Genomic DNA, 21,491 nt, shown 5'->3' with positions numbered 1-21,491 from the left:
CTCTCATTCCGAACCTATCCTGATGTTATGCCCTTAGTATAACCCAACGAATTCGAGATGAGAATCCTTATCAGAACACGGCTAAAAATCGGACAGCCCTGCATCCAAAAGGATCAGGGCTGTCTGTCAAATTTGATATCTTCGATTTTCCCTGCTGGCTGGAATCCGATGCTGCGGTAGACCTTGTTGGAATCCGGGTTCACGCAGTCTGCGTACAGCATCGGAATCAGTCCGCGCTCCACGAGCAGGCCGGCTACTTCGGCCACGAGCGCACTGCAGTAACCTCTGCGGCGCCGATCAGGCGGCGTGTACACCGCATTGATGCGTCCATGCCTCGGCGAAGTTCCGCCGATACCCGCCATAGCGGACGGATCGCCGGTGTCCCCTATCCAAAAAAACAGCCTGCCGTCTCGGATCAAATTATCCGCCACCGTCAACTGTCCCTGCCCATCCGCCGGCTTCCCGTATACATCCCGAACCATACCGGCGAGAAACTCCGCCGCGAGGAGCCGCTCGGTAGCTTCGACCCGCTGCATGCCGCCCTTTACCCCGCGTGGCGGATTGACGATCGGACAATGGTACGCCTCCATCGTCATGCTGGAGGTCCAGCATCCGACGCCCGCATACAGATCGGAGAATAGCCGCGCTATATGCGGCTTGGCGGATATGCCCGGAAGCTCGAAGCTAGTTGGGGCAGCCTCTTGAAGGGTCGCCCTGGTCATGAGAGCATTCTTTAACTCTTGCATTCGGGCAAGCATCTCCTGCTCCGCCAGTTCTGGATCGAGCCACAGCCAACCGCTGCGGCCAGGTGTCTGGGCAAAAATCATTCGTCCGTCGGGCGATTTCAGCCGCCATGAATCCGACGAAGCACTGATCGTATGAATGAGATTAAAGGCCGCCTCGTCGCGGCTGAAACTTTCCTGGCTCAACACTTCATCTTCAGGTTCAAATGGTTGCAGCATCGCATTTCTCCCTTTCCGTGCTAGAATTATCCGCTTTATATCTCCGCTATCCAGCTTACTCTCTCAAATTGGGTATGTAAGTAACTCCCACAGAAGGAAATAGAGTGCCTGGTCGGAAAACGCAGAGTAACTCCCGCACAAAGAGGCAGAGCGCTTAATCAGCAAACGCAGATCATGTTTGTCTCGTTTACCTGTACAGCTACTCACTCCGCACTAAGGTTAAGCCGGACTTTTATCCACTTTCGAGGAGTTTTTAAAGTTATTCGAACTAACCTGCCCGTTAACGTAATAAAGCTGCTGGTCGAATGCCGGCAGCTTTATTATCTTAAGCTATTCAGCTACTCTGGCCCGTTAGGTTAATGAGAAATTCCTGATTTCTAAGTTCTTTATTGAAGCATTGATCCCTTTTGAGAATTCCAATAATTTAATAGTTTCCTTTGGATAGGCCGCCTCTGGCATATCATTTGGTTCAAATCCGATTTTTCTCAGCTCATTTATTAGCACAGCTTCGATTTGCTCCGTTATGTAAACAATATCTTTTATCTGATATATACCTCTTGAAATTAGATCTCCTAATTCCTGTCCTAAATGGGGTAACTTTCGAAACTGTACATATAACCATTTTTCATAAGGGGCATATTCCCGATTCAAAAGAAATCCAACTTTCATCACATGCTCCGCGAATCTTCCCCAAAGTACGCCAGCAGTAACAAAATCACCGCGCTTTGCAGCTCGATTCACGTACTGTACATTCCACCGCCAAAGTTCATGGATATGATGCGACAGTCGTTTTTTCCAAACATCCTCAGTATAATATTGTTTAAACGAAGTAAATCTGCGAGTCGTTTCTCCAGTTGCATCATAGAAGATGTGGCAATGTGTTATCTCAAACAATCTTTCTTCAGCGATATTTAGCCAATCGACCTCATTTGAAGGCGCTTCGAAAACTCCAACTTTCACTTTGATAAAATCATCAATATTAAGAATCAGACAAGCGTACTTTGCTTCCTCTTCATCAGCCCAACCATATCCCATAAATTGTTTTGGGATCCGATCTAGGACAGCCCTTAGTTCCGACTCGAATTGTTCTTTATAATCTTTTCGTAGCCAAACTCCAAAGCCTGGTCCCCAACAGTGATCGCGGGAAATCTCATCATCATTTTCATGACACTCAGAACCTCCACCTAATCCTGCAGCTAGATAGGGCATAATCTCTGGTAACTCCTGCTGAATTTTTGGTAACCCAACCTCGAAGAAGAATTGTTTACATAAATGAAGTCCTTTCATTTCACCACTCCCATACTGGGTACTGCAATCCTGTGTATAGGTATATGTCTATTTGATGTTGAACATAACTGTCCGTTAACGTAATAAAGCTACCGGTCACATTCCGGTAGCTTTATTACGTTAAGCTATTCAGCCACTTTTACTTCCTTCTCCCTATATACAGCAGATGGGATGAAATTCCCAAAACAGATGGATCATTAGCAGAGGTAATCAGAAAGTTAACCAACTTTTCATATTCATCTTGGTCTGTCCAATACTGTTTTTGCTCGTTGCTCAGCATGGCTCCGATGCTAGATGAGCCAATTAAATCAATGGTTTGAAATCCGTTCTTCTCCATAAAAGGTTTTACTTCATCAATGTTAAAAAAGTAGGCTCCTGTAAATCGGCCTTTATCATTATGATTGAAAACCCCGTTTTCATAAAAATCATGTATTGATTCTATGTTGTCATTTGGTTTCCAATATTGAGGAAACTGTAGTGATGTAATTGTCATTCTCATTCGACTTTGGAATGCTACAAAAACGATACCGTTCCTCTTTGTCACACGAAACAATTCCTTAACTGCTGAAACTCGCTCCTCTTCCTTTTGTAAATGATATAGTGGGCCTAACATGAGAGAAGCATCGAACTTCTCGTCTGGTATTCCTTCTAAATGTGTTGCATTCAACACATGAAAACCATTAAATTGTTCAGTTAACGCTAACTCCGATACCTTCTGCTTAGCAATTTCAACTAGCTTAGGTGTTAGGTCAGATAGAGTTACGTTATATCCGAGTTTAGCCAACTCAATCGAGTATTTGCCTGGTCCTGCGCCATTATCTAGCACAAACCCAGGTGTAGCTAAATACTTTTTTATATAGTGCAGATTAATAGTAAACTCGAGTGGTTCCCTATCCAACCTTCCCCACTCATCAAATTGGGAGTAATAATCAATAACGTTTTCCATCACCAAAACACCTACCTTCATTTAGTTGTTTTATTGTAGAGAATCGAAAAAACCTATCGCCTACAAAGAGGCGATAGGTTTAACCTTCGCGGTACCACTCTTCTTGATCATTGTTTTAATAAAAAGACAACGAATCTTAGAACCCGATTACGGAGGGTTAGCCGTTAAGATCTACTCATTTTCAATCTTACCGCTCATGGGTGAGTTGGGGAATCCTATTGACTGTCTTACACCAATCGACAGTTCTCTGGGCAATAGTTATTCCTTATTACTTTCAATCATTGCGTTTAGTCCGTATTGTATTTTGACCCAGTATACAATTTCCAAATAATCCCTGTCAATATATTGCTATAAACTTATGCCTCTAGCTCTAGAAGAGAGAGAAGCTATTCCTCAGTCATATGCCGCTCGTCTTCAATGAATAAAATCCGCTTCACCCCGTCCGCTTCCATAAGCTCAAGGCTATGGTCAAGAACCGCTTTCTATAGCTTCCCGACACAAGCCCTCACTTTTCCCCCCTCATTGAATATACAGTATCAGCTTGCATCAATCCCATTTCCGTTCTGCCAGTCTCTCATTTCACATTTAAGGAGATTTGTGATGGCCTCGATTATTCAGACCTTAATTGACGATGCGCTTGCTGCCCACCAAAGTGAAGTCACTATCCCGCCTGGAACCTACCTTCTTACGCAAACAACGGTCATTAATGGAGTGACCGATTTTACCGTTATAGCCGATGACTGCTTTTTTGTTATGACGAATTTCAACCGGGTATTTAACATTAACAATTGCGTAAACCTGACCATTCAGGGAGTAACCATGAACTACGATCCTCTCCCTTTCACGCAAGGCGTTGTTATAGCCAGCGATCCGGTGGCGCTTACGATTAAAGTGCAAATCGATCAAGGGTACCCTGTGCAGGCGTACAGCGCGAGGATTATTATTTTCGACCCGTTTGTAATGAAGCAAAAAGAAGGCGTGAATCTCTTTTCCGGACATGTCACCTTCGATCCTGTCCTGCCAAATACGTTAGACATCACCAATGTCAGTTCAGGAATCAGCGTTGGAGATTGGGCGACATTATCGACAAGCCCGGCGGTTCCGCACAGCATAGCAGTGACTGGCTGCACTTCTACGGTTTGGAGGAATTGCACCCTTCATACGTCCACCGGATTTGGCTATATCGAAGGCTCCGGTGTTTGCGGAACGCTAATGGATAACTTTCATATCGTGCCGGGCCCCAAGCCCGCAGGCGCCATAGTTCCCCCATTGCTGTCGACCATCCTTGACGCGATCCAATACAATAATATTCAAATAGGCCCAACGTTGCAGAACTGTGTCATCCAAAGCGCGGGGGACGATTCCTTCAGCATTCAAACTCCGGATTATATGGCTGTCTTGAACGCCTCCGGGACTTCGGAGTACATCGCTTTCAGATCCGCCCCTCTCCCGCTTCCAGCCGGTGATACGCTATGTCAATTTTTCGCAGAGCCCGCTACGATCGTCAGCGCGACGCTTGTTCCATTCGGAAGTTTTCCGATCCCACCGGCAATCGCGGCGGCAATTGCGAGCGCTCAGCCCGGGGACCCGTATGACATTAATAAAAACGCTATCTACCTCATTGTGTTCACGGACGTGCCCGCATTCGGCGTAGGAGATTTTGTGTTTAATCCCCGTTTTTCCGGGAGCGGGTTTGTTTTTCGCAATAACACGATATATAGCCAGGGTCGGGGAATGCTCCTGAAAGCGATCAATGGCCTCATTGAGAACAATATGTTTACCGCCGCCACCCAGTGCATCGTCGTCAATCCGGAGGGAAATGCCAATACTCAATCGGGATGCTCTCAGAACTTGACCATTACAGGAAACTACTTCCTGAGATCGGGATACCATCATTTGAATTTTGACTCCGACGAAGCCGGTTCAGTCTGTTTTAGCGCAGCCAATGTAACTGGTGCAAAAGCGTTTAACGGGATGCTGATCGAAAACAACATCTTTGACAGCGTTCAGGGGCTGAACCTTCAGATCATCAACTGTGAGGACTTTCAAGTTAATGACAACAATTTTTTAAACACGCATTGCAACGGCAACGGATTCCAAGGCGGCAGCAGCAACATCGATCAAACGACCGTCGTTTTTATCCGGAATTCCGACAGCGTATCTTTTCAAGGCAACGTCATTGATTTAATCGGTTCGTACGGTTCTATCCCGATTGTCATTTCAACTGGCGTAACCAACGTTACTGGACTTCCCGGCGGGCTTAAGCTATTAAATAAAATCAACATTCCTATCGATACGACCAAAACATACGCCATCATCAACCGCAATTCCAACAAAGCTTTGCAAACCTCAATGGGCGGTGTAACCGACGGGACGCATATCGTGCAACAAACGTTTAACTCGGCTGTTGCCTCCCAGCATTGGCAGTTCATCGTGAATGGCTTTAACTTCAACATCCTGCATGTGGCCAGCGGCAAATATTTAGATATCAGCGGAGAATCTATCGTATCCGGGGCAACTGCCGACATCTTCACGCCAAACGGAAGCTTAAGCCAGATATGGGCATTTGCCAACCAGGGAGGCGGGTTTTTCAAAATCAAAAACGTCAACAGCGGCCTTAATCTTAATATGCAGGGCAATGGAACGGGCAACGGCGTCCTGTTGGTTCAACTGCCTGACGGAGTGTCTCAAGTTCAAAGTTTTAGCATCGTTGAGGTCCCTTAAAAAAGCTTGCGGGCCTGCTGTGCGACGCATTAATTTCTATCCGCACAGGATCGTCTGGCCGCGCTCCGGCCCGACCGAAACATACTGCACCGGCACGTCGAGCGCCTTTTCTACGAACTCGACATAGGAACGCGCCTCGCGAGGCAGATCGGCCATCGTCCGCGCGCCGGATATGTCGCATCGCCATCCGGGCAAGCTCGCCAATACTGGCTTGGCGCTCTCCAGACGCCCGGTTACAGGGAATTCGTCCGTCCGCTCCCCATCAATCTCATATTCTACGCATATAGGAATCTCGTCCAAATAACCAAGCACATCCAAATTCGTCAGCGCGATGCCGGTAGCTCCCTGCACACGGCAGCCGTATCGCGCCGCCGGCACATCGAACCAGCCCATTCGGCGCGGACGGCCTGTCGTAGCGCCATACTCGCCTCCGCTGCCGCCGCGCTTGCGCAGCTCCTCCGCCTCCGCGCCATATACAGATAATAGTTCAATTATGATTCAAACCATCTGAACCACCGTCCGTGACCTTCCGTTTCTGCTAGCGTATGGCGGAACTCCTGGCTGTCCTTCCAATAATCCAAATGAAGCCGAACATCCTCCATGTTATTGTAGAGATGATAGACTTCTCTTGTATGCCCTAACGTTTGGATGTATTCAGTCAGCTTTTGTTTTGTTTCTGCAGGAAACTGATTGGCGACATGCGTATGAAAAATGACGAGCGCTGCGTCCTCAGGCATGGCTGCCGCCGTACTGGGCAGCAATTCCACAGCATCTCCTTCCAGAAGCTCAGGGGGCTCCTTCAGAAGCACCGCCGCCGCTTGATCCAATTGAATCTGACGGTCCGCATGCTCCGGCCAAATCAACGCCTTCAGCCAAAATAAATGCTCCGCGGAGCGAAGATCGTTGACATGCAAATCGATTCCAACGGCCGCAGCTACCGGGGGGCATACGGGATGAAGCAGCGGCGCAATAGCTCCCTTTGAAACCGTATGCAGGATACAGGTAGGCGCATCTTCCCACCTCATTCGTTTGTACAAGCCGGCGCTTAAGCAATAATTCAATTTGTCCGCGATGCTCGAAGCAAAAACTTCTGAAAGATGGGAACGCTCCGGCAGCAGGCAATGGCGTTCCACGGCATGTGCTAGGATAATAATTCGAGAGCCTGTGCTTGACGCCGCTTAACAGCAATTCATGAACCGCAGCGAACAAAAGGTTGGGAACCGGCTGCCCTTCGCGGGCGGAAGCTGCCACATGCAATAGCTGCGAATCTCTAGAGATGCTCTCGGCGAGATGTTCATAGAGCGGACTGCTTTTTTTGCATTGCTCAGCAAAACGGCGAAATTGAAGTGATATCTGTTCCATACCCAACCTCCATTCCTGGATTTGGAAATAAGATATCACGGACTACGCATAAATGATATTTTACATTTTCTTTATACCGCATGAATCCTAATCTGGAATGGTATCGGGTATTTTACTGGATCGCACGGACCGGCAGTCTGACTCGGGCGGCGGAGCGCCTGCATATTACTCAGCCTGCTGTAAGCCACTCGCTTAAACAGCTGGAGCAGTCGCTGGGCGGCCCTTTGTTTGTGCGCGATGCCAGGGGAGTAGCATTGACGGCAGAAGGCGAGATGCTGATGCGGCATGTCGAGGAAGCATTTCGTTCCCTGGAGCAAGGGGAAAAACAAGTCGGAGATATGAATGGCCTCTCGGCCGGTGAAATCCGCATTGGAGCGGGCGACACGTTATGCCGCCACTTCCTGCTGGAACATCTGGAGCGGTTCCGCCAGCTGTACCCTGCAGTCGCGATTCGTGTAATGAACCGCACAACGCCAGAAACGGCAACCCTGCTCAAGGAAGGGCTGATCGATCTTGGCCTGATCAGCCTGCCGCATGCCGATTCTGCGCTGGAAGTGCGCCCCGGTCCGCTGCTTAATGATTGCCTCGTTGCAGGCGAAGCTTATCGGCATCTTGCCGACCAATCGCTCTCATTGCAGGAGCTAGAGCAATATCCACTTTTGCTGCTCGAAAGCGGAAGCACCCGCCGCTACCTCGAAAATTATGCAGCAGCACATGGTGTTCTGCTGCAGCCAGAACTTGAACTGGGCAGTCTGGATCTGTTGGCCCAGTTTGCACGCAGTGGTTTCGGCCTTACTTTTCAAATTCGGGAGTACATAACTGAAGAACTGGCCTCCGGCACGCTGATCGAACTTCCCTTGATTCCGCCCTTGCCGCCCAGACATATTGGCATCGCCACGCGCAAAAACGCCCCTCTATCCGCCGCGTGTAAAGCCTTCCTCAAGCTGCTGAATAATAAAGATGGTTCCTAATCTTCCCCAGCCGCTTCAATCCAATAGCTCAATCTCAGCGAACTGCGCCAGATCAGCCAGAAAGTTAGGATAGGACACGGCAATGCAGCCGCAGTTTTTTATTATCGACGGCTCGTCCAGGCTGCTGGCGAGCACGGCTGCCGTCATTGCAATGCGGTGATCCCCGCAGCTGTCAACAACTGCAGCTGAAGGCCGCTGTTCGCCGTGAATCACCATTTCATCCTCGTTGTAGTCCACTTGTATTCCGAACGCGGCCAGCATGCGTGCCGTTGTCTCGATCCGGTTTGTGTCCTTATCTTTAAGCTCTCTGCAGTTCCTAATGACGGAAGTCCCTTCAGCTAAGGCGCAAATAGCAGCCAGCAGAGGGATCTCGTCGATTAGGCTCTGCACCTCTTCGTCTCCTTCCACAAGCACCGATTTCAAGCTGCTTCTAGGGGAGCAGTGAAGATCGGCCTGCGGCTCGCCCGACGGCAGATCATGCTCTCCACTCAGCTCAAGCTCCAAGCCCATTGCCCGAAGCGCGCGGAAGAAGCCGAGTCGAGTGGGATTGACGCCGACGTTGCGGATAGCCAGCTCTCCCCTCTGCTCGTCATTTCGAATGACATAGGCGGCCAACATAAAGGCTGCGGAGGAAATATCTCCGGGTACCCAGACGTCAAGGCAGGCGAAAGAGCTCGTCCCCTGAATAGAGGTGACATTCTCTTCCGTCTTGATAGCTATGCCAAAATACCGCAGCAGCCGCTCGGTATGATCCCGGCTCTGGCACAGCTGCCGATAATGGCTTGTTCCTTCCGCATACAAAGCCGCGAACAGCATCGCGGACTTCTCTTGTGCACTCGCCACAGTCGCTTCCACATCCAGTGGGAGCAAGGGGGCCCGCCCCTCGATCGTCAATGGCAAACGACCTGGATTGCCCAAATAATCGATCCGCGCACCCATACGGATTAGCGGATCTACGACCCATTCCATCGGCCGGGTCGAGAGCAGGCGGTTGCCCGCAAGCTCGACACGGAAAGGATGTCCGGCCAGCACCGACAGGAGAAGCCGAGCGGAAGTCGCGGTATTCCCGATATCCAGCTCGAATTCCGGCGGCTTTAACCCGCGCAGCCCTCTGCCGCTCACAGCCAGATCGTCACCATCCCAGATACATTCCACTCCTAGCTGGCCCAGTATTGCAACGCAGCTTTCAATATCTCGCGACCGCAGCACATTGTGGACAACTCCTCGGCCCTCTCCTATAGCATTCAAAATGATCCCCCGCTGAGAAACAGACTTGTCGCCCGGAACGGAGTCAAACAGGAAAGATTGCCCGCCCGGCTTCGACCTCACCGAAATATCAAAGGTTACGGACTGGCTCGCCTTGCTCTGAACCGATTCCATTTTGAATCACCTCCTCATCCGTAAGAATGCGTGAATACTTGCTGTCGCTGCCAGGTGCGAGCGGAATTTTCCTGTCTCCTCTTTCAACATAACTGCGATACCGCTGGCGTTTGCGCTCCAGCCCCAAATTATTGCTGAACACATAATCTGTCAGCTCAATCGCGCCGCGCCGCAGCGCCGCCTCGATCAGCCTTTTTCCCGTATCGGTCCGAACCATTACAGTTGACGACGGCTTGACCGATTTACCGTTTTTGCTGGAATCAAATATATTGGGATCGCCATCCGAGATGGATATATCCGCAATTCCTGACCACCAGTCGGCGCAGGATAGGCAGCGGAAGGTTTTGAACTTTTTGAATTCCTCCACCAGCCGGTAAAAAGGCAGTGTATATTCCTCTCCTTCGTCCGTCCTGACGACGAATTGGCCGGGATATTCACCTTCCCGATAGCGCATATAAACGACTTTTTCCAGTGGTATCCCTAAAATTTCGGTAATTAAATGCTCGGTTCCAGCTCTAGAGGTGTTGGAGGCGCAGCCCAGCTCAATCGTGAAAGCCACCTTGCGGGCAAGCGGTGATGCAGCTGAGGATTCCGGCAAATTCAGCAGCTTGTTGATCCCCTGGATTTGGCAAGGAACACCGATGATGCCGACCCGTTCATAGCGGGGATCGTTCAACAGATCCAGATTCGGCGTCAGGCTGTAGCTGGTCTGGGCACACTCGATAATCGCCTGCGGCGAATCTGCAACATAGGCCTTGGGAACCCAAGGCTGCTCCCGGTCCCGACCGACAACAATTACCGCATCGGCTATTTGCTCCTCAAGCGCTGTAATGGCAAGCGTCGTGCCCGCTCCTCCGGCCGCCACCCGCTTCAGAACATCCTGATTCGTAGTCGTGAGCTGGTAGGTGGACTGGTTTATCCCTGTCCAGCGCTCCTCTTCGGAACGGTTTCGGCCAAAAATCCGCAGTTCGGACTCCAACATGCCTGTATCATAGCCCGGGCATACATCCGAACAAAGCGAGCAGTCTAGGCAAATTTCCCGTGAACGCTCCAGTGATTCCCGAAATACGGGGAGCGAGACGGTATCGGCGCTCATGGACACAAAACCTCCCGGACATACGGCTGCGCAAAGCCCGCAGGACGTGCAAAGCTCGTGATCCAGAATCTCTTCTTTTAATCTGATGAATGAAGTCATGGAATCTCCCTTCTCCAATACAGATAAGACAAACGTTTGCATAAATAGGCGTGACAGCTCTCCTACTCCACCACTGCAGCGATTGTCGCCTTTTCCAGCAACAAATTCATAATCTCCTTGGAGTGCTCAATTCGTGCCGCGTGAATGCCGAAGCGCTCCTGCAGCTCTGCCAGTCGCAATTCCCTTTGATCCTCGGAGAATGTCTCGTACTTGCCATAGGATGTCTCCATCTTGTCCGGCAAGAGCAGAGCAACCGGAGCAGCGGAATAAATTCTTAGCATATCTAGAGCGTCCCTGATCTGCCCGTCGTCGCCATATCCGACAATCAAAAGGGAATAAGCAGGGCGAAACGCCTTAAGCATGGCAAAACGGAGAGAGTTGAAAGCGATATTGTCCGTTGGAAGAATGGAGCTCTGAGCTGACATGATGATCCAATCCTTGCCCTCGCGTTCAGCTTCACTGACGACAGTATCGATATAATAGGGGTACTGCTCAAGGGGACGATGCGCCAGAAATTTAAAAATATCTCCTTCGGGCTGACCGAACAGGCTGCCGGTCGGCTCCGTAATAAATGCTGTCGATCGAACTCCACTGTTGTGGAATTCACGGTATAAGCCCATCTGCGACGTAAATTTGCCGAGGCAGCCCCGGGTAGCAAACACCCCAACTGTGCGGATTCGACGGCTGCGAGAGAACATCCGGTGTTCATTCTCGAACTGCTGTAAATAGTTCTCGATATCCGTTCCGCCGAAGGCGTAGCGCTCGTCCATGACGCGAAACAACTCTTCGCTCATCGTTCCGTGCACCTCAATGTGGATCCCGTTATCGCTCAGCCATTCCAGGGTAGCCTTGTCATAGATTTCATGCACACTGACAAGCCGGATGCCCTTCTCCTTGGCCAAGGAAACCAGCTTCCGCCACATCCCGACTAAATCATGCTCATCGAAAACGCCTTTATTCCCTCCAAAAGTTGTTCCGGGATCGTTGAGGACAAGCGTATCTACCCCTGCCAGCCCCACTTCCATCAATCGATGGATCCCAATTCCGGCATATGCGCCGTCCACCAGTTCTCCGGCATCCTTTCCAGCTTCGAATACGAAGTCGATCACAGATACAATTTCCATCGACAGCAAATCCCGGAAGCGGATTAGACCCTGCGATATTTTGTTAAACGGATAAAGAGCTATTTTATTCATCCCGCCACCATGCCGGACTCCCGGCTAAGAGCACCATTTTTGTACTCGATCAGCTTCTGGGCCAGCTTGCCTATATCCAGCACGCTTTCCACATGCTCAGCGTTAAACAGCTGTCGTATTTCCTCCTTGCGGCTTTCCATTTCTTCCGGTGTCTTGGTTACATAAGCCCCAAAGCCCACCTCATATTTATCGGGGATAAGAATAGCAAAAGGCGCTTTTCCGTTCCCGTAAATCCGTAGCAGATCCAGGCTGTCTCGAATCTGGTCATTATCGTCATAACCGGCAATAAGTACGGTATGGTCCGGCTTGAACGCACATAGATAAGAAATTTTCGTTGCAGCGATGACAAAATTCTCGTTTGGCAACAAAGAGCCCTGTCCGGAAAGCAGGACGAAATCGCAGCCTTCCTCTTCTGCCTCACGAACGGCCGCGTTTATGTAATAGGGATAATGGCTTAGCGGTCTGTGCGCAATGAATTTCATAATATCGCCGCCCGGCTGACTGAAAAAAGGAGCTGTAGGCTCTGTAATAATCGCCTTCGCTTGCTCACCCGCCAACTTCAGTCCTCTAAACAGAGTCATCTGAGCCGTAAACTTGCCGAGGCAACCTCGAGTGGCGAATATACCCACCTTGCAAATGTTTTGGTTGAAGGCCGATAGTCTGGAGTCGAGATCGAAGTAGTTTAAATACACGGCCGTTTCGCCACCCTGGGAAGGGAACGCGTATTCCTGGTTCAGCCGCTCTTCCAGTCGGCTTGGAATCTGCGGTCCGACTTCGATAGCAATCCCGTGCTCTTCCATCCAAAGCAGCGTGTCCTGCTCGATGATTTCATGGACGCTGACGATCCGTATCTTTTTTTCAGAAGCCGTCATTACCATCATGCGCCAAAGGCTCTTCAGATTGTACTCACCGTATACGCTCTCATTATTGCCAAAAGGAGTGCCAGGATCGTTGAGAATCAGAACATCCGCTCCTTGAAGCGCTTCTTCGACATGATCCGTGACTGGAATTCCAGCCCCCTCTTCCCCAATCAAGACACCTGCATCGCAGCCCCTGTGCTGAACAAAGTCGACCACCGCCTTGACTGTGAAATCAGTCAAATCCCTGAATCGAATCATCCCTTGTGTAATTTTGTTGAAGGGATACAACACTGCGTTTTCCATGATGGATCACCTCTTCCATTGATATGAACCGACAAAATAACAGCCAAATCCCAAGTCATGACCAAACCCTTTCATTGTTTACACTTGGATGATATTACATTATTTTTCATTTTATATCAACACAAAAAAACTTATTTATTTTTATATGTAAATGATTTCATCTATTGACCTATAAATACAATCATGGTAATATGTTTTATAATGAATAAGCATAAAATAAATACCTTATTTAATCGAAAAAAATCTGTGCTTTCAAATTATCAACAACATATTGTTTTTGAACGTCACTCCGTGATTCTAGTGAAAGGAGAGTCAACTTTGAGCGAGCCCGCCCTCCGCACTTCTGGGACTGCAGTGATGCAGTCACATCCGACGATTTGGCATAACAGGAGGTTTTTGCTGCTGTTATGCTCCTTTTCAATCTCGTTATTCGGCAACACCTTCCATAGCATCGCCCTGAATCTATGGGTGCTGCAGACGACGGGAAGCGCCAAGATGATGGCCGTTATTACCGTAGCCAATTTGTTGCTTAGCTCATTGCTCGGTTCAATAGCCGGCACACTTGCCGACCGGTGGAACCGCAAAAGCATCATGCTCGTTGCAGACCTGGTCAGCTGCTGCATTTTGCTTGCACTGGCCTACGTTATCTCTCTACAGCAAGTCCCCTTCCTGCTTATCGTTGTCATGACCGGACTCGTCACGGTCTGCTCACTGTTCCAATCCCCCGCTTATCAATCATCTATCGTTAATGTGGTCGGCAAGGAGCATGTTCAGAAGGCGGTCGGAATTCTCAACTTGTCGGAAAATATTTGCCGCACAGTCGGTTTCTCCGCCGGAGGAGCTTTTGTTTATGCCTACGGCGCGCCTACTGCCATTCTCTTTGACGGCGTCACCTTCCTGATCTCCTTCTTGCTTGTGCTCTGCGTCGGCGCGATTCCTATGCCCGTTCGTGTGAATGCTCCGCCCAGGGAAGAAAGAAAGTTCATCCAGGATCTGGCGGACGGTATCCGCTACGTTTGGAAATTCCCCTTCGCTCGCTCTGTCGTTGTCATGCTGCCCGTGCTGACGATGCTGTTCATGCCCTCACTGATGCTGATGCAGGTCATGGCGGTCAAAAACTGGAATGCCAGCCCCTTTCAGTTCGGGTTGATGGAAGCCTGTATCCCACTCGGCTACATGATCGGTTCGGGAATGATTCTTCTGCTCGGAGATAGACTCAAAAGACGCGGCCTCATCATCATGCTTGGACTGTTTTTAATGGGGCCTCTGTACATACTATTGTCCTTGGTCGACAGCGCGACGCCCGCCATCCCGATCATTCTGCTAATCGGACTTGTCTTCTCGCTTTGCACATTGTTCATTAACACCATTCTGAGGCTGGAAGTGACGGAGGAGCTACAGGGCAGAGTATTCGGCGTGCTAGGTTCCATCATGAGCTTTGCGCCTTCCGTGGGGCTGACAGCCTTTTCTTTTCTGTCCGACTCCTTCACTCCCGCTCTCGTCATGGCCGTGATCGGCAGCCTCCTGCTGCTGTTCGCCATTACTTCCTGGCATGGCTTCAAGGTGATTCGGGATTACAGATAACAAGTCGGCTGCGAATGCGATCTGCAAAATAGTTATCAAAAAAACTCCAAACCCGCCCAAAAGCGGATGTGGAGTTTTTGACGTTCAAACCTGCATGGGGCGACATCGGACATCAGCCCTTTGTCCCCGACATTATGCCCTTGATATCCCGAATATCAGCCCTTGGAGGCCCCGGACATCATGCCCTGCACGAGGAAGCGCTGCAGGAAGAAGAACAACAGCGTGATCGGCAATGCGATTAGTACCGCACCGGCGGCGAACAGCGTAAAGTTACTGTTCTGGAACGAGTTGACGAGGTCCCACATGCCGACGGCCAGTGTCCAATTCTCTTTCGTACGCAGTACGAGTCGAGCGAAGATGAAGTCGATCCATGCGCCTGTAAAGCTCGTCAGGGCCACATAGGTGAGCATAGGCTTCGACAGCGGCAGCATAATTTTCACGAAAACCTGCAGATGTGTGGCGCCGTCAATACGGGCCGCCTCGTCGAGACTGCGCGGAATGGTGTCGAAGAAACCTTTAACGACAAACCCGCCCAGCACCGAACCAGCCGAATAAACAAGAATGAGCGCCGCATGAGTGTCCAACAAATTCAGCTGTAACAGCAAAATAAAGATCGCGATCATACTCATGAAACCTGGGAACATGCCCAGTACCAGCATCGCCGTCAGAATGCTCTGCCGACCGCGGAAGCGAAAACGGGAGAGTGCGTACATACTGAGCGTGATGAGGATTGTCGAGAAAATCATCGTCAGCGTGGCGATTTTCAGCGTGTTGAGGTACCACTGACCGTACTGGAAGCTTGGGTTATTGAACAGCTCTTTATAATGCACCAGTGTGAACGTCTCCGGTATAAGCCGTTCGCTGAACAACGAGGCGCCAGGGCGGAAGGAAGACAGTACAATCCAAAGCGCCGGATAGATTGCCGAGACTGCTAATACAATCAACACGACATATTTAAGCGTAAGAATGACGGCCGAGCGCATATTATTACTCATTGAATCATATCCTCCTCTTTGAACGACCGGGAGCGTCTGTAATTCCAGATGGAGAAGGAAGCCACGATCAGGAATATGACGATACCAATCGCCGATGACATATTGAACTGGCTGTTGTTGAGCGTCAGCTTATACAACCAAGTAACGAGCAAATCTGTGCTGCCCGCATACTGGTAATCACCATTGACAGGATCACCGTTTGTCAGCAGGAAGATAACGCTAAAGTTGTTGATGTTACCGGCGAACTGAGTAATCAGAATTGGAACCGTCGAAAACAGAATGAATGGCATCGTAATAATGCGGAATTTCTGGAAGCTCGTCGCCCCATCTACCTCTGCCGCCTCGTACATATCCTTCGGAATTGCGGTCAGGATGCCGAGAATGAGGACCATGGAAACCGGAATGCCGATCCACATATTGACCATAATGACGGTAACTTTAGCCCAGAAAGGATCGGTCAGCCAAGGCAGCTTGCCAAGGCCAAAATAACCGAGATACTGGTTAATCGGTCCGAACTGGCCGTTAAACAGATTACGCATAACGAGCAGCGAGATCAGTTGAGGAATCGCATACGGGAGAATAAAGATTGTTCGCCACATTTTCTTGAAATATACGCCCTTGGACTCAATAAGCAGCGCGACGAGAATGCCGCCTATGTAGGTCGTCACCGTGGCGATTATCGCCCATATGATAGTCCAGGTCGCTACACCGATAAAGGTTGCGCTCCATGTTTTCAACGTGACCAAGTTGGCGAAAGTGTCGAATCCAACCCAATCTACGAGCGATTTTGGTGGAATATTATTCGGTGCGGCGTAATTGGTGAACGCCAGCATAATCATGAACACAATTGGCATGACCGTCAGGAACAGTACACCGATGATCGGTACGCTAAGCATCAGAAGCGGGAATTTTTTATCCGTAACGTAAGCGAGCGTTTCCTGGAAGGACGGAATGGCAATTCCAGCTTCGCGGCTTTTGCCGGTCCGGTACGCATCGCGAATAGTCATGATATAGATGAGAATAAAAATAGCCAGTACGAACAGAGTAATCAACCCGCTGATTAGCAGATAAATGGAATGATCGCCTTCAACGCGTACATTCAGCTTGCCGACTTTCTGGAACCCTTGCGTTTTCTCTCCGAGCGTATAAACGCCCCAAAGCGCTTTGCCGATGTTCGGCATCAGCCAAATCAGCGCGGACACTTCGATGGCTGCAAACAGTAAACCCTTGATGTATTGACGATTGTACAGTTGTCCGAGTCCCATGAAGAGCGTGGACAACACAGCTGCAATGCCCCGTTGACGCATTCTGCCGGCTCCCTCCTCTATCTATCTATGTTGCTTCGCCTTATTAACAGAGGAGCCGTCGGGGGCTCCAAGCTCCCGACGGACCGCCTCAAGCTCCGTTTATTTCTTAGGAGCAGTTCCGTTATTGGCATCTTTGATTTGCTGTACAGCATTATCAAGCGCTGTTTTTGGATCTTTGCCTTTGTTCCAAACATCGGAAATAGCCGCATCGATCGGGCCCCATACGTTGGTCATTTCTGGAATGGACGGCATTGGCGTTGATTGGTTGAACTGATCCAGGAAACCTTTCACGATCTCGCTGCTTTGCACGGAAGGATCATTCGCCGCTTCTTTGTTAGATGGCAGCGCGCCCGTAATTTCGAAGTTTTTGAGCTGAGCTTCCTTCGTCGAAGTGAAGTAGGAGAACAAACGTGCTGCATTTGGATATTTGGAGAAGGAGTTGACGTACCAGCCTTTGATGCCGGAGAAGGAAGATGCCGGTTTGCCGTTAATCGACGGCAGCGGAACTACACCGAAGTCGATGCCGGCATTGCGGTAATCACCGATCGACCAAGGACCATTGATGTCCATTGCCAGCGTTCCAGACGTGAAGAGACCTTTTTTGACATCATAAGTGACGTCAGCAGAGTTCAACGGCACCAATTTGTCTTTCAAGGTGGCAAAATAAGTCATGCCTTGTACGGCTCCCTCGTTATTCAAGCCGATGTCGTCTTTGTTCGTGCCGTTGTCGCCGTAAATATATCCACCGGACAGGAACGGATAGTTGAAGTATAGTTTTCCAAGTTCCCACATCATAGCGTACTTATTGTTTTTAGGATCGTTGTACGTTTTAGCGAATTCAACCACTTCGTCGAATGTTTTTGGAGGTGTGGAAACGAGCTTTTTGTTGTAGAACAGGGCATAAGTCTCAACGGAGCGCGGATAGCCGTAAAGCACGCCGTCATAAGTTACAGCCGTAAGTGCGATATCCGAGTTTGCCGTTTTTGTTTCTGCCTCATAGTAATCATTCGGCAACACGAGACCAGCCTGAACCGCTTTGCCCAAGATATCATGCGGGAACAGCACAACATCTGCGCCGAGACCGGCAGGACCGTCATTGATCAGCTTGGTTACCTGGTCGGCGGCGGCCACTTCTTCGAACTTAACAGGAATGCCGTATTTGGCGGTGAATTCTTTGGCAATCGCCTCGACAAACGGGCGCTCCTCTTTACTTTCCCAAACCATCAGCGTTGCGCCTTCCTCCGGTTTGAGCTCCTCTGCGGCAGCTGGAGGAGCACTTGCCTCTGTATTTGCCGCTGGGCTGCTGGCAGGAGTATTGGTGGCAGCCGTGTTCCCATTGTTGCTGCCTCCGTTGTTACCACATGCAGATACAAGTGCCATTGCTGCGACTAATGTCCATACATACGTTTTTTTCATTTTCTTCTGATCCCCTTTCATGTCGTTGACCCATGAATTTGAACGATGCCGAGGTCGTCCGCATTAAAGTGCGCAAACGTTTGCAAATATTGCAGCATTATACTCTCGCTTTTTTGCAAGCCCCGCCCCGGCATCGCTTTAAACTTGTTAACGGCTAATACATCCGGAAAAATGTAAGCGGTTCACTAAAAGTCTCACTCATCATACAACAGCCAATATCGTTTGTTAAATCGTTTGCATTGACCGTATTCGGGCATATTAAGATATTATTCTGCATTTTAAACGATATATCTCCGTTTTACGCATAATAACTCTTTATTTCTTTCTTTTTTAGCAATCATTCGTCGTCTTCAAATCCCAACCCACCCTAATGATGCAACAACATAAGTAAGCGTTTTCATCAAAGATGAACGCCTCCCTCATACACCATTCGCTTCTTGCAAGCAGTGCATTGGCAAATTGAAAAAATTCACCAGGAAACGCCCTCTCCAAAGCAATAAGCACTGAGGTGATGTTAAAAAACCAACATCGTTAGTCCTTAACACGCGCTGCGAGCGGCGCTGTGCTCTGGCGAGGTACCAGTTCCACGCCAAGTGTCACCTGACGCTCGACGCTATGATCCCGCTCGATCTGAGCTGTAAGCAGACGAACAGCTGTCCGACCTTTTTGGACAATATCCTGACGAACCGTCGTCAGGGCCGGGATGCAATAACGAGCACGCTCATCATCATCAAATCCGACGATAGACATATCCCGGGGAACTTGGATACCAAGATCATGCAGACCCTTGATCAGCCCGATGGCCACCATATCGGATAAAGCGAATACGGCCGTCACGCCGCCCCCCTTGGCTCCGATTCTCGATGCCGCCCGGTAACCTCCAAGCGAAGAAGTAGGTTCCTCATATACAAGCTCAGGCCGATAAGGAACGCCTGCCTCCTCTAATGCACGTCGATAGCCTTGCCAGCGGCAGTAGTTTACGCCATCCTTCTTCAATAAACCGGTGAGCAGCACGATTCGTTCATGTCCTAGCGACAACAGATGTTTGGTCCCGATATAACCGCCGAGCTCATCGTCAAGACTTACCTGGTAGAAATCTGAGTTGTCGATCAGGCTGTCCATGAAAACGCAAGGAACATTCAAGCGCAGAACGCTCTCCACGACTTCGGTGTCCTCAAAAGCGCCGACAAAAATCAGGCCGTCGAGATGCTGTTCACGGATAAACGAGAAAGACTCGTCTGGACCGATCCCCACTAGAATGACATGCAGCTTCTCGTCTCTGGCGCTTTCTTCAATGCCTCGTACCAGATGCCAGTAGAAGGGATTATCCTGAAGCCTGCCTTTCTCCAATAGCGGGACGATAACGGCAATAAGCGACGATTTTTTATCCTTCAGGTTTCTGGCGGAAGCGCTTGGCGCAAAGTCGAGTTCCCCGATAGCCTGTTCCACCTTGCGCTGTGTATCCAGCGATACCCGTCCCGTGCCATTGATGACATTGGAGACAGTTGCAATAGATACCTCTGCAAGCTTGGCAACATCTTTGATCGTAACTCGGCTCCGACTCATGCATGAACTCCTCATAAAAAACAGATTAAACGTTTCATCAAATAACACGGAAAAACTGAAATTCACTTCATTGGTCAACCATTTAACTAAGTAATGATTAGGTTAATTTTGATTAAACGTTTCATGTTTGACTATAAGTCGACGGATAAAGTTTGTCAATACCAATCCGTCAACTTTTTCCATCAGCCTTTCAGGGACCGGAAAAGAACCTCTATGTCACTTCGATTAAGCAGTCTCGGAACCGGATAAAGCGGGTTGGCTTCTTGAATAGCCCGTTTGGCCAAAAAGGGTATATCCTCTTCCCGGATGCTGCTTATGCAGCTTGGGATTCCCATGTTTTCGTTCAAGCCACGGATGGCGGCAATAAAAGCCGCTGCCTTCTCCCCCATGTCGGTGAATCGTTCTCCAAGCCCGGCTTCATCGGCCAGTTCGGCTAAGGACTTGTTCACGGACTTGCCATAATAGTCCAGCACAAAAGGCAAAATAATCGCATTAGCCAGTCCATGAGGCGTACCGTACAGGCCGCCCAACGCATGAGCCATTGCGTGTACATAACCAACATAGGCTCGGGTAAAAGCAGTCCCAGCCTTGTATGAAGCAAGTAACATCGCCTCTCTAGCTTCCGCATTGCTCCCATCAGCGAATACTTTAGGAAGATACTGAAAAATCATACGTACCGCTTCGCGGCTCAGGGGACGCGTCACTTCCGTACTGCCTCGGCCGATATAAGCCTCGACTGCATGAGTGAGAGCATCCATACCCGTAGTCGCTGTAATATTCGGCGGTAAGCCCAGCGTAAGGGAAGCATCCAGTACTGCAACGTGCGGAAACAACACCGGATCATTGATCACATATTTGTGATGAGTGTCCGGATCGCTCACTACGGCAGCTAGTGTAGCCTCACTTCCCGTTCCAGCTGTCGTTGGGACGGCAAACAGCGGCGGAATCGGCTTTTTGACTTTGAGTTGCCCTTTCATTTGGACAATAGTCCTGTCCGGCCTAGCTACCCGTGCGCCGACACCTTTGGCACAGTCGATCGCAGAGCCGCCGCCGAAGCCAATGATTGCCTGACAGCCGTTGTCGATGTATAAACGCAAAGCTTCTTCAATATTGCCGATCGTCGGATTAGCGACCGTATCGCTGTAGACGCTGGCGCTCACGCCATTTTTCTCCAGACCTACGAGCAAGCTGTCGATAAGGCCAAGGGAAAGTATTGTCCTGTCTGTGACAAGAAGCACACTGGAAATGCCCTGCTCCTGGATCGTACCAGCCAACTTGTTGACACTGCCAGCGCCCTCGATCAGCTCCGGCATGCGCCAGGAAAGAAAAGAAGCTACGCCTCGCATCGCAAGCTGGTAGCTTCGACAATATAGGTTATACATTCCAGCGGCCTCCTTTATGGATAGCTTCAAAAAATCTCGATAATTAGTAAACGTT

16 protein-coding genes, 1 pseudogene and 1 other annotated feature are annotated in these 21,491 nt (G+C 49.7%); of the genes and pseudogenes, 3 read left to right on the top strand and 14 right to left on the bottom strand.

What is annotated here, in order from left to right; translation table 11 throughout:
• Positions 1-113 precede the first annotated feature (113 nt).
• The 3 genes from CGZ75_RS04085 to CGZ75_RS04075 form a co-directional block, all read right to left on the bottom strand.
• A complete protein-coding gene (locus CGZ75_RS04085; protein ID WP_089522991.1) occupies positions 114-962 on the bottom strand; it encodes a GNAT family N-acetyltransferase in 849 nt (282 codons plus the stop codon).
• Between the two features lie 351 nt (positions 963-1,313).
• Positions 1,314-2,249: a DUF4037 domain-containing protein gene (locus CGZ75_RS04080; protein WP_089522990.1), complete on the bottom strand. Its 936-nt coding sequence runs from the start codon at positions 2,247-2,249 to the stop codon at positions 1,314-1,316.
• Between the two features lie 139 nt (positions 2,250-2,388).
• A complete protein-coding gene (locus CGZ75_RS04075; RefSeq protein WP_089522989.1) occupies positions 2,389-3,195 on the bottom strand; it encodes a class I SAM-dependent methyltransferase in 807 nt (268 codons plus the stop codon).
• A 63-nt stretch (positions 3,196-3,258) separates the two neighbouring features.
• Positions 3,259-3,486, bottom strand: a binding site (T-box leader).
• A gap of 309 nt (positions 3,487-3,795) precedes the next feature.
• Here CGZ75_RS04075 and CGZ75_RS04070 point away from each other — a divergent pair.
• Positions 3,796-5,919 carry an RICIN domain-containing protein gene (locus CGZ75_RS04070; RefSeq protein WP_176444671.1) on the top strand — a complete coding sequence of 708 codons (2,124 nt, stop codon included), beginning with the start codon at positions 3,796-3,798 and terminating at the stop codon, positions 5,917-5,919.
• Positions 5,920-5,955: 36 nt separating this feature from the next.
• On the opposite strand, the gene CGZ75_RS04065 is transcribed toward CGZ75_RS04070, so the two are convergent.
• Positions 5,956-6,372 (bottom strand): adenylosuccinate synthetase, encoded by a 417-nt coding sequence (locus tag CGZ75_RS04065; protein WP_483869962.1) that lies wholly within the window; start codon positions 6,370-6,372, stop codon positions 5,956-5,958.
• 38 nt (positions 6,373-6,410) lie between these two features.
• Positions 6,411-7,281, bottom strand: a pseudogene (locus tag CGZ75_RS04060) (DUF2332 domain-containing protein).
• Positions 7,282-7,361: 80 nt separating this feature from the next.
• On the opposite strand from CGZ75_RS04060, the gene CGZ75_RS04055 reads away from it, so the two are divergent.
• On the top strand, positions 7,362-8,252 hold the full coding sequence (locus CGZ75_RS04055) for a LysR family transcriptional regulator (RefSeq protein WP_089522986.1): 891 nt from the start codon (positions 7,362-7,364) through the stop codon (positions 8,250-8,252).
• Positions 8,253-8,267: 15 nt separating this feature from the next.
• Here the strand turns inward: CGZ75_RS04055 and aroA are convergent, their stop codons facing one another.
• The 4 genes from aroA to CGZ75_RS04035 all read right to left on the bottom strand — a co-directional run bounded on the left by aroA (position 8,268) and on the right by CGZ75_RS04035 (position 13,186).
• Complete coding sequence (aroA, locus tag CGZ75_RS04050) at positions 8,268-9,632, bottom strand: 3-phosphoshikimate 1-carboxyvinyltransferase (RefSeq protein WP_089522985.1); 1,365 nt, start codon at positions 9,630-9,632, stop codon at positions 8,268-8,270.
• A complete protein-coding gene (locus tag CGZ75_RS04045; RefSeq protein WP_089524545.1) occupies positions 9,589-10,827 on the bottom strand; it encodes a Coenzyme F420 hydrogenase/dehydrogenase, beta subunit C-terminal domain in 1,239 nt (412 codons plus the stop codon). Before CGZ75_RS04045 ends, aroA begins: the two co-directional genes overlap by 44 nt.
• Before the next feature lie 62 nt (positions 10,828-10,889).
• Positions 10,890-12,023: a DUF1611 domain-containing protein gene (locus tag CGZ75_RS04040; RefSeq protein ID WP_089522984.1), complete on the bottom strand. Its 1,134-nt coding sequence runs from the start codon at positions 12,021-12,023 to the stop codon at positions 10,890-10,892.
• Entirely contained in the window at positions 12,020-13,186 is a 1,167-nt protein-coding gene (locus tag CGZ75_RS04035; protein ID WP_089522983.1) for a DUF1611 domain-containing protein, read from the bottom strand. Before CGZ75_RS04035 ends, CGZ75_RS04040 begins: the two co-directional genes overlap by 4 nt.
• A gap of 318 nt (positions 13,187-13,504) precedes the next feature.
• On the opposite strand from CGZ75_RS04035, the gene CGZ75_RS04030 reads away from it, so the two are divergent.
• A complete protein-coding gene (locus tag CGZ75_RS04030; protein ID WP_245850694.1) occupies positions 13,505-14,770 on the top strand; it encodes an MFS transporter in 1,266 nt (421 codons plus the stop codon).
• A gap of 155 nt (positions 14,771-14,925) precedes the next feature.
• Here CGZ75_RS04030 and CGZ75_RS04025 read toward each other — a convergent pair whose 3' ends face one another.
• From CGZ75_RS04025 to CGZ75_RS04005, 5 genes are all read right to left on the bottom strand, one after another.
• The gene (locus CGZ75_RS04025; protein ID WP_089522982.1) at positions 14,926-15,765 is read right to left on the bottom strand and encodes a sugar ABC transporter permease; all 840 of its coding nucleotides are present in this window, start codon (positions 15,763-15,765) and stop codon (positions 14,926-14,928) included.
• A complete protein-coding gene (locus tag CGZ75_RS04020; RefSeq protein WP_089522981.1) occupies positions 15,762-17,072 on the bottom strand; it encodes a carbohydrate ABC transporter permease in 1,311 nt (436 codons plus the stop codon). The genes CGZ75_RS04025 and CGZ75_RS04020 overlap by 4 nt, the downstream gene beginning before the upstream one ends.
• Before the next feature lie 99 nt (positions 17,073-17,171).
• Entirely contained in the window at positions 17,172-18,488 is a 1,317-nt protein-coding gene (locus tag CGZ75_RS04015) for a sugar ABC transporter substrate-binding protein (protein ID WP_089522980.1), read from the bottom strand.
• 531 nt (positions 18,489-19,019) lie between these two features.
• The gene (locus tag CGZ75_RS04010) at positions 19,020-20,054 is read right to left on the bottom strand and encodes a LacI family DNA-binding transcriptional regulator (protein WP_176444670.1); all 1,035 of its coding nucleotides are present in this window, start codon (positions 20,052-20,054) and stop codon (positions 19,020-19,022) included.
• Between the two features lie 182 nt (positions 20,055-20,236).
• On the bottom strand, positions 20,237-21,436 hold the full coding sequence (locus tag CGZ75_RS04005) for an iron-containing alcohol dehydrogenase (protein ID WP_089522978.1): 1,200 nt from the start codon (positions 21,434-21,436) through the stop codon (positions 20,237-20,239).
• Positions 21,437-21,491 lie beyond the last annotated feature (55 nt).

The sequence above is a fragment of the Paenibacillus herberti genome (genome assembly GCF_002233675.1).
GTDB lineage: Bacteria > Bacillota > Bacilli > Paenibacillales > Paenibacillaceae > Paenibacillus_O > Paenibacillus_O herberti.
The sequence above is the reverse complement of the archived record's forward strand: the minus strand, read 5'-3'. Positions and strand labels throughout refer to the sequence as shown.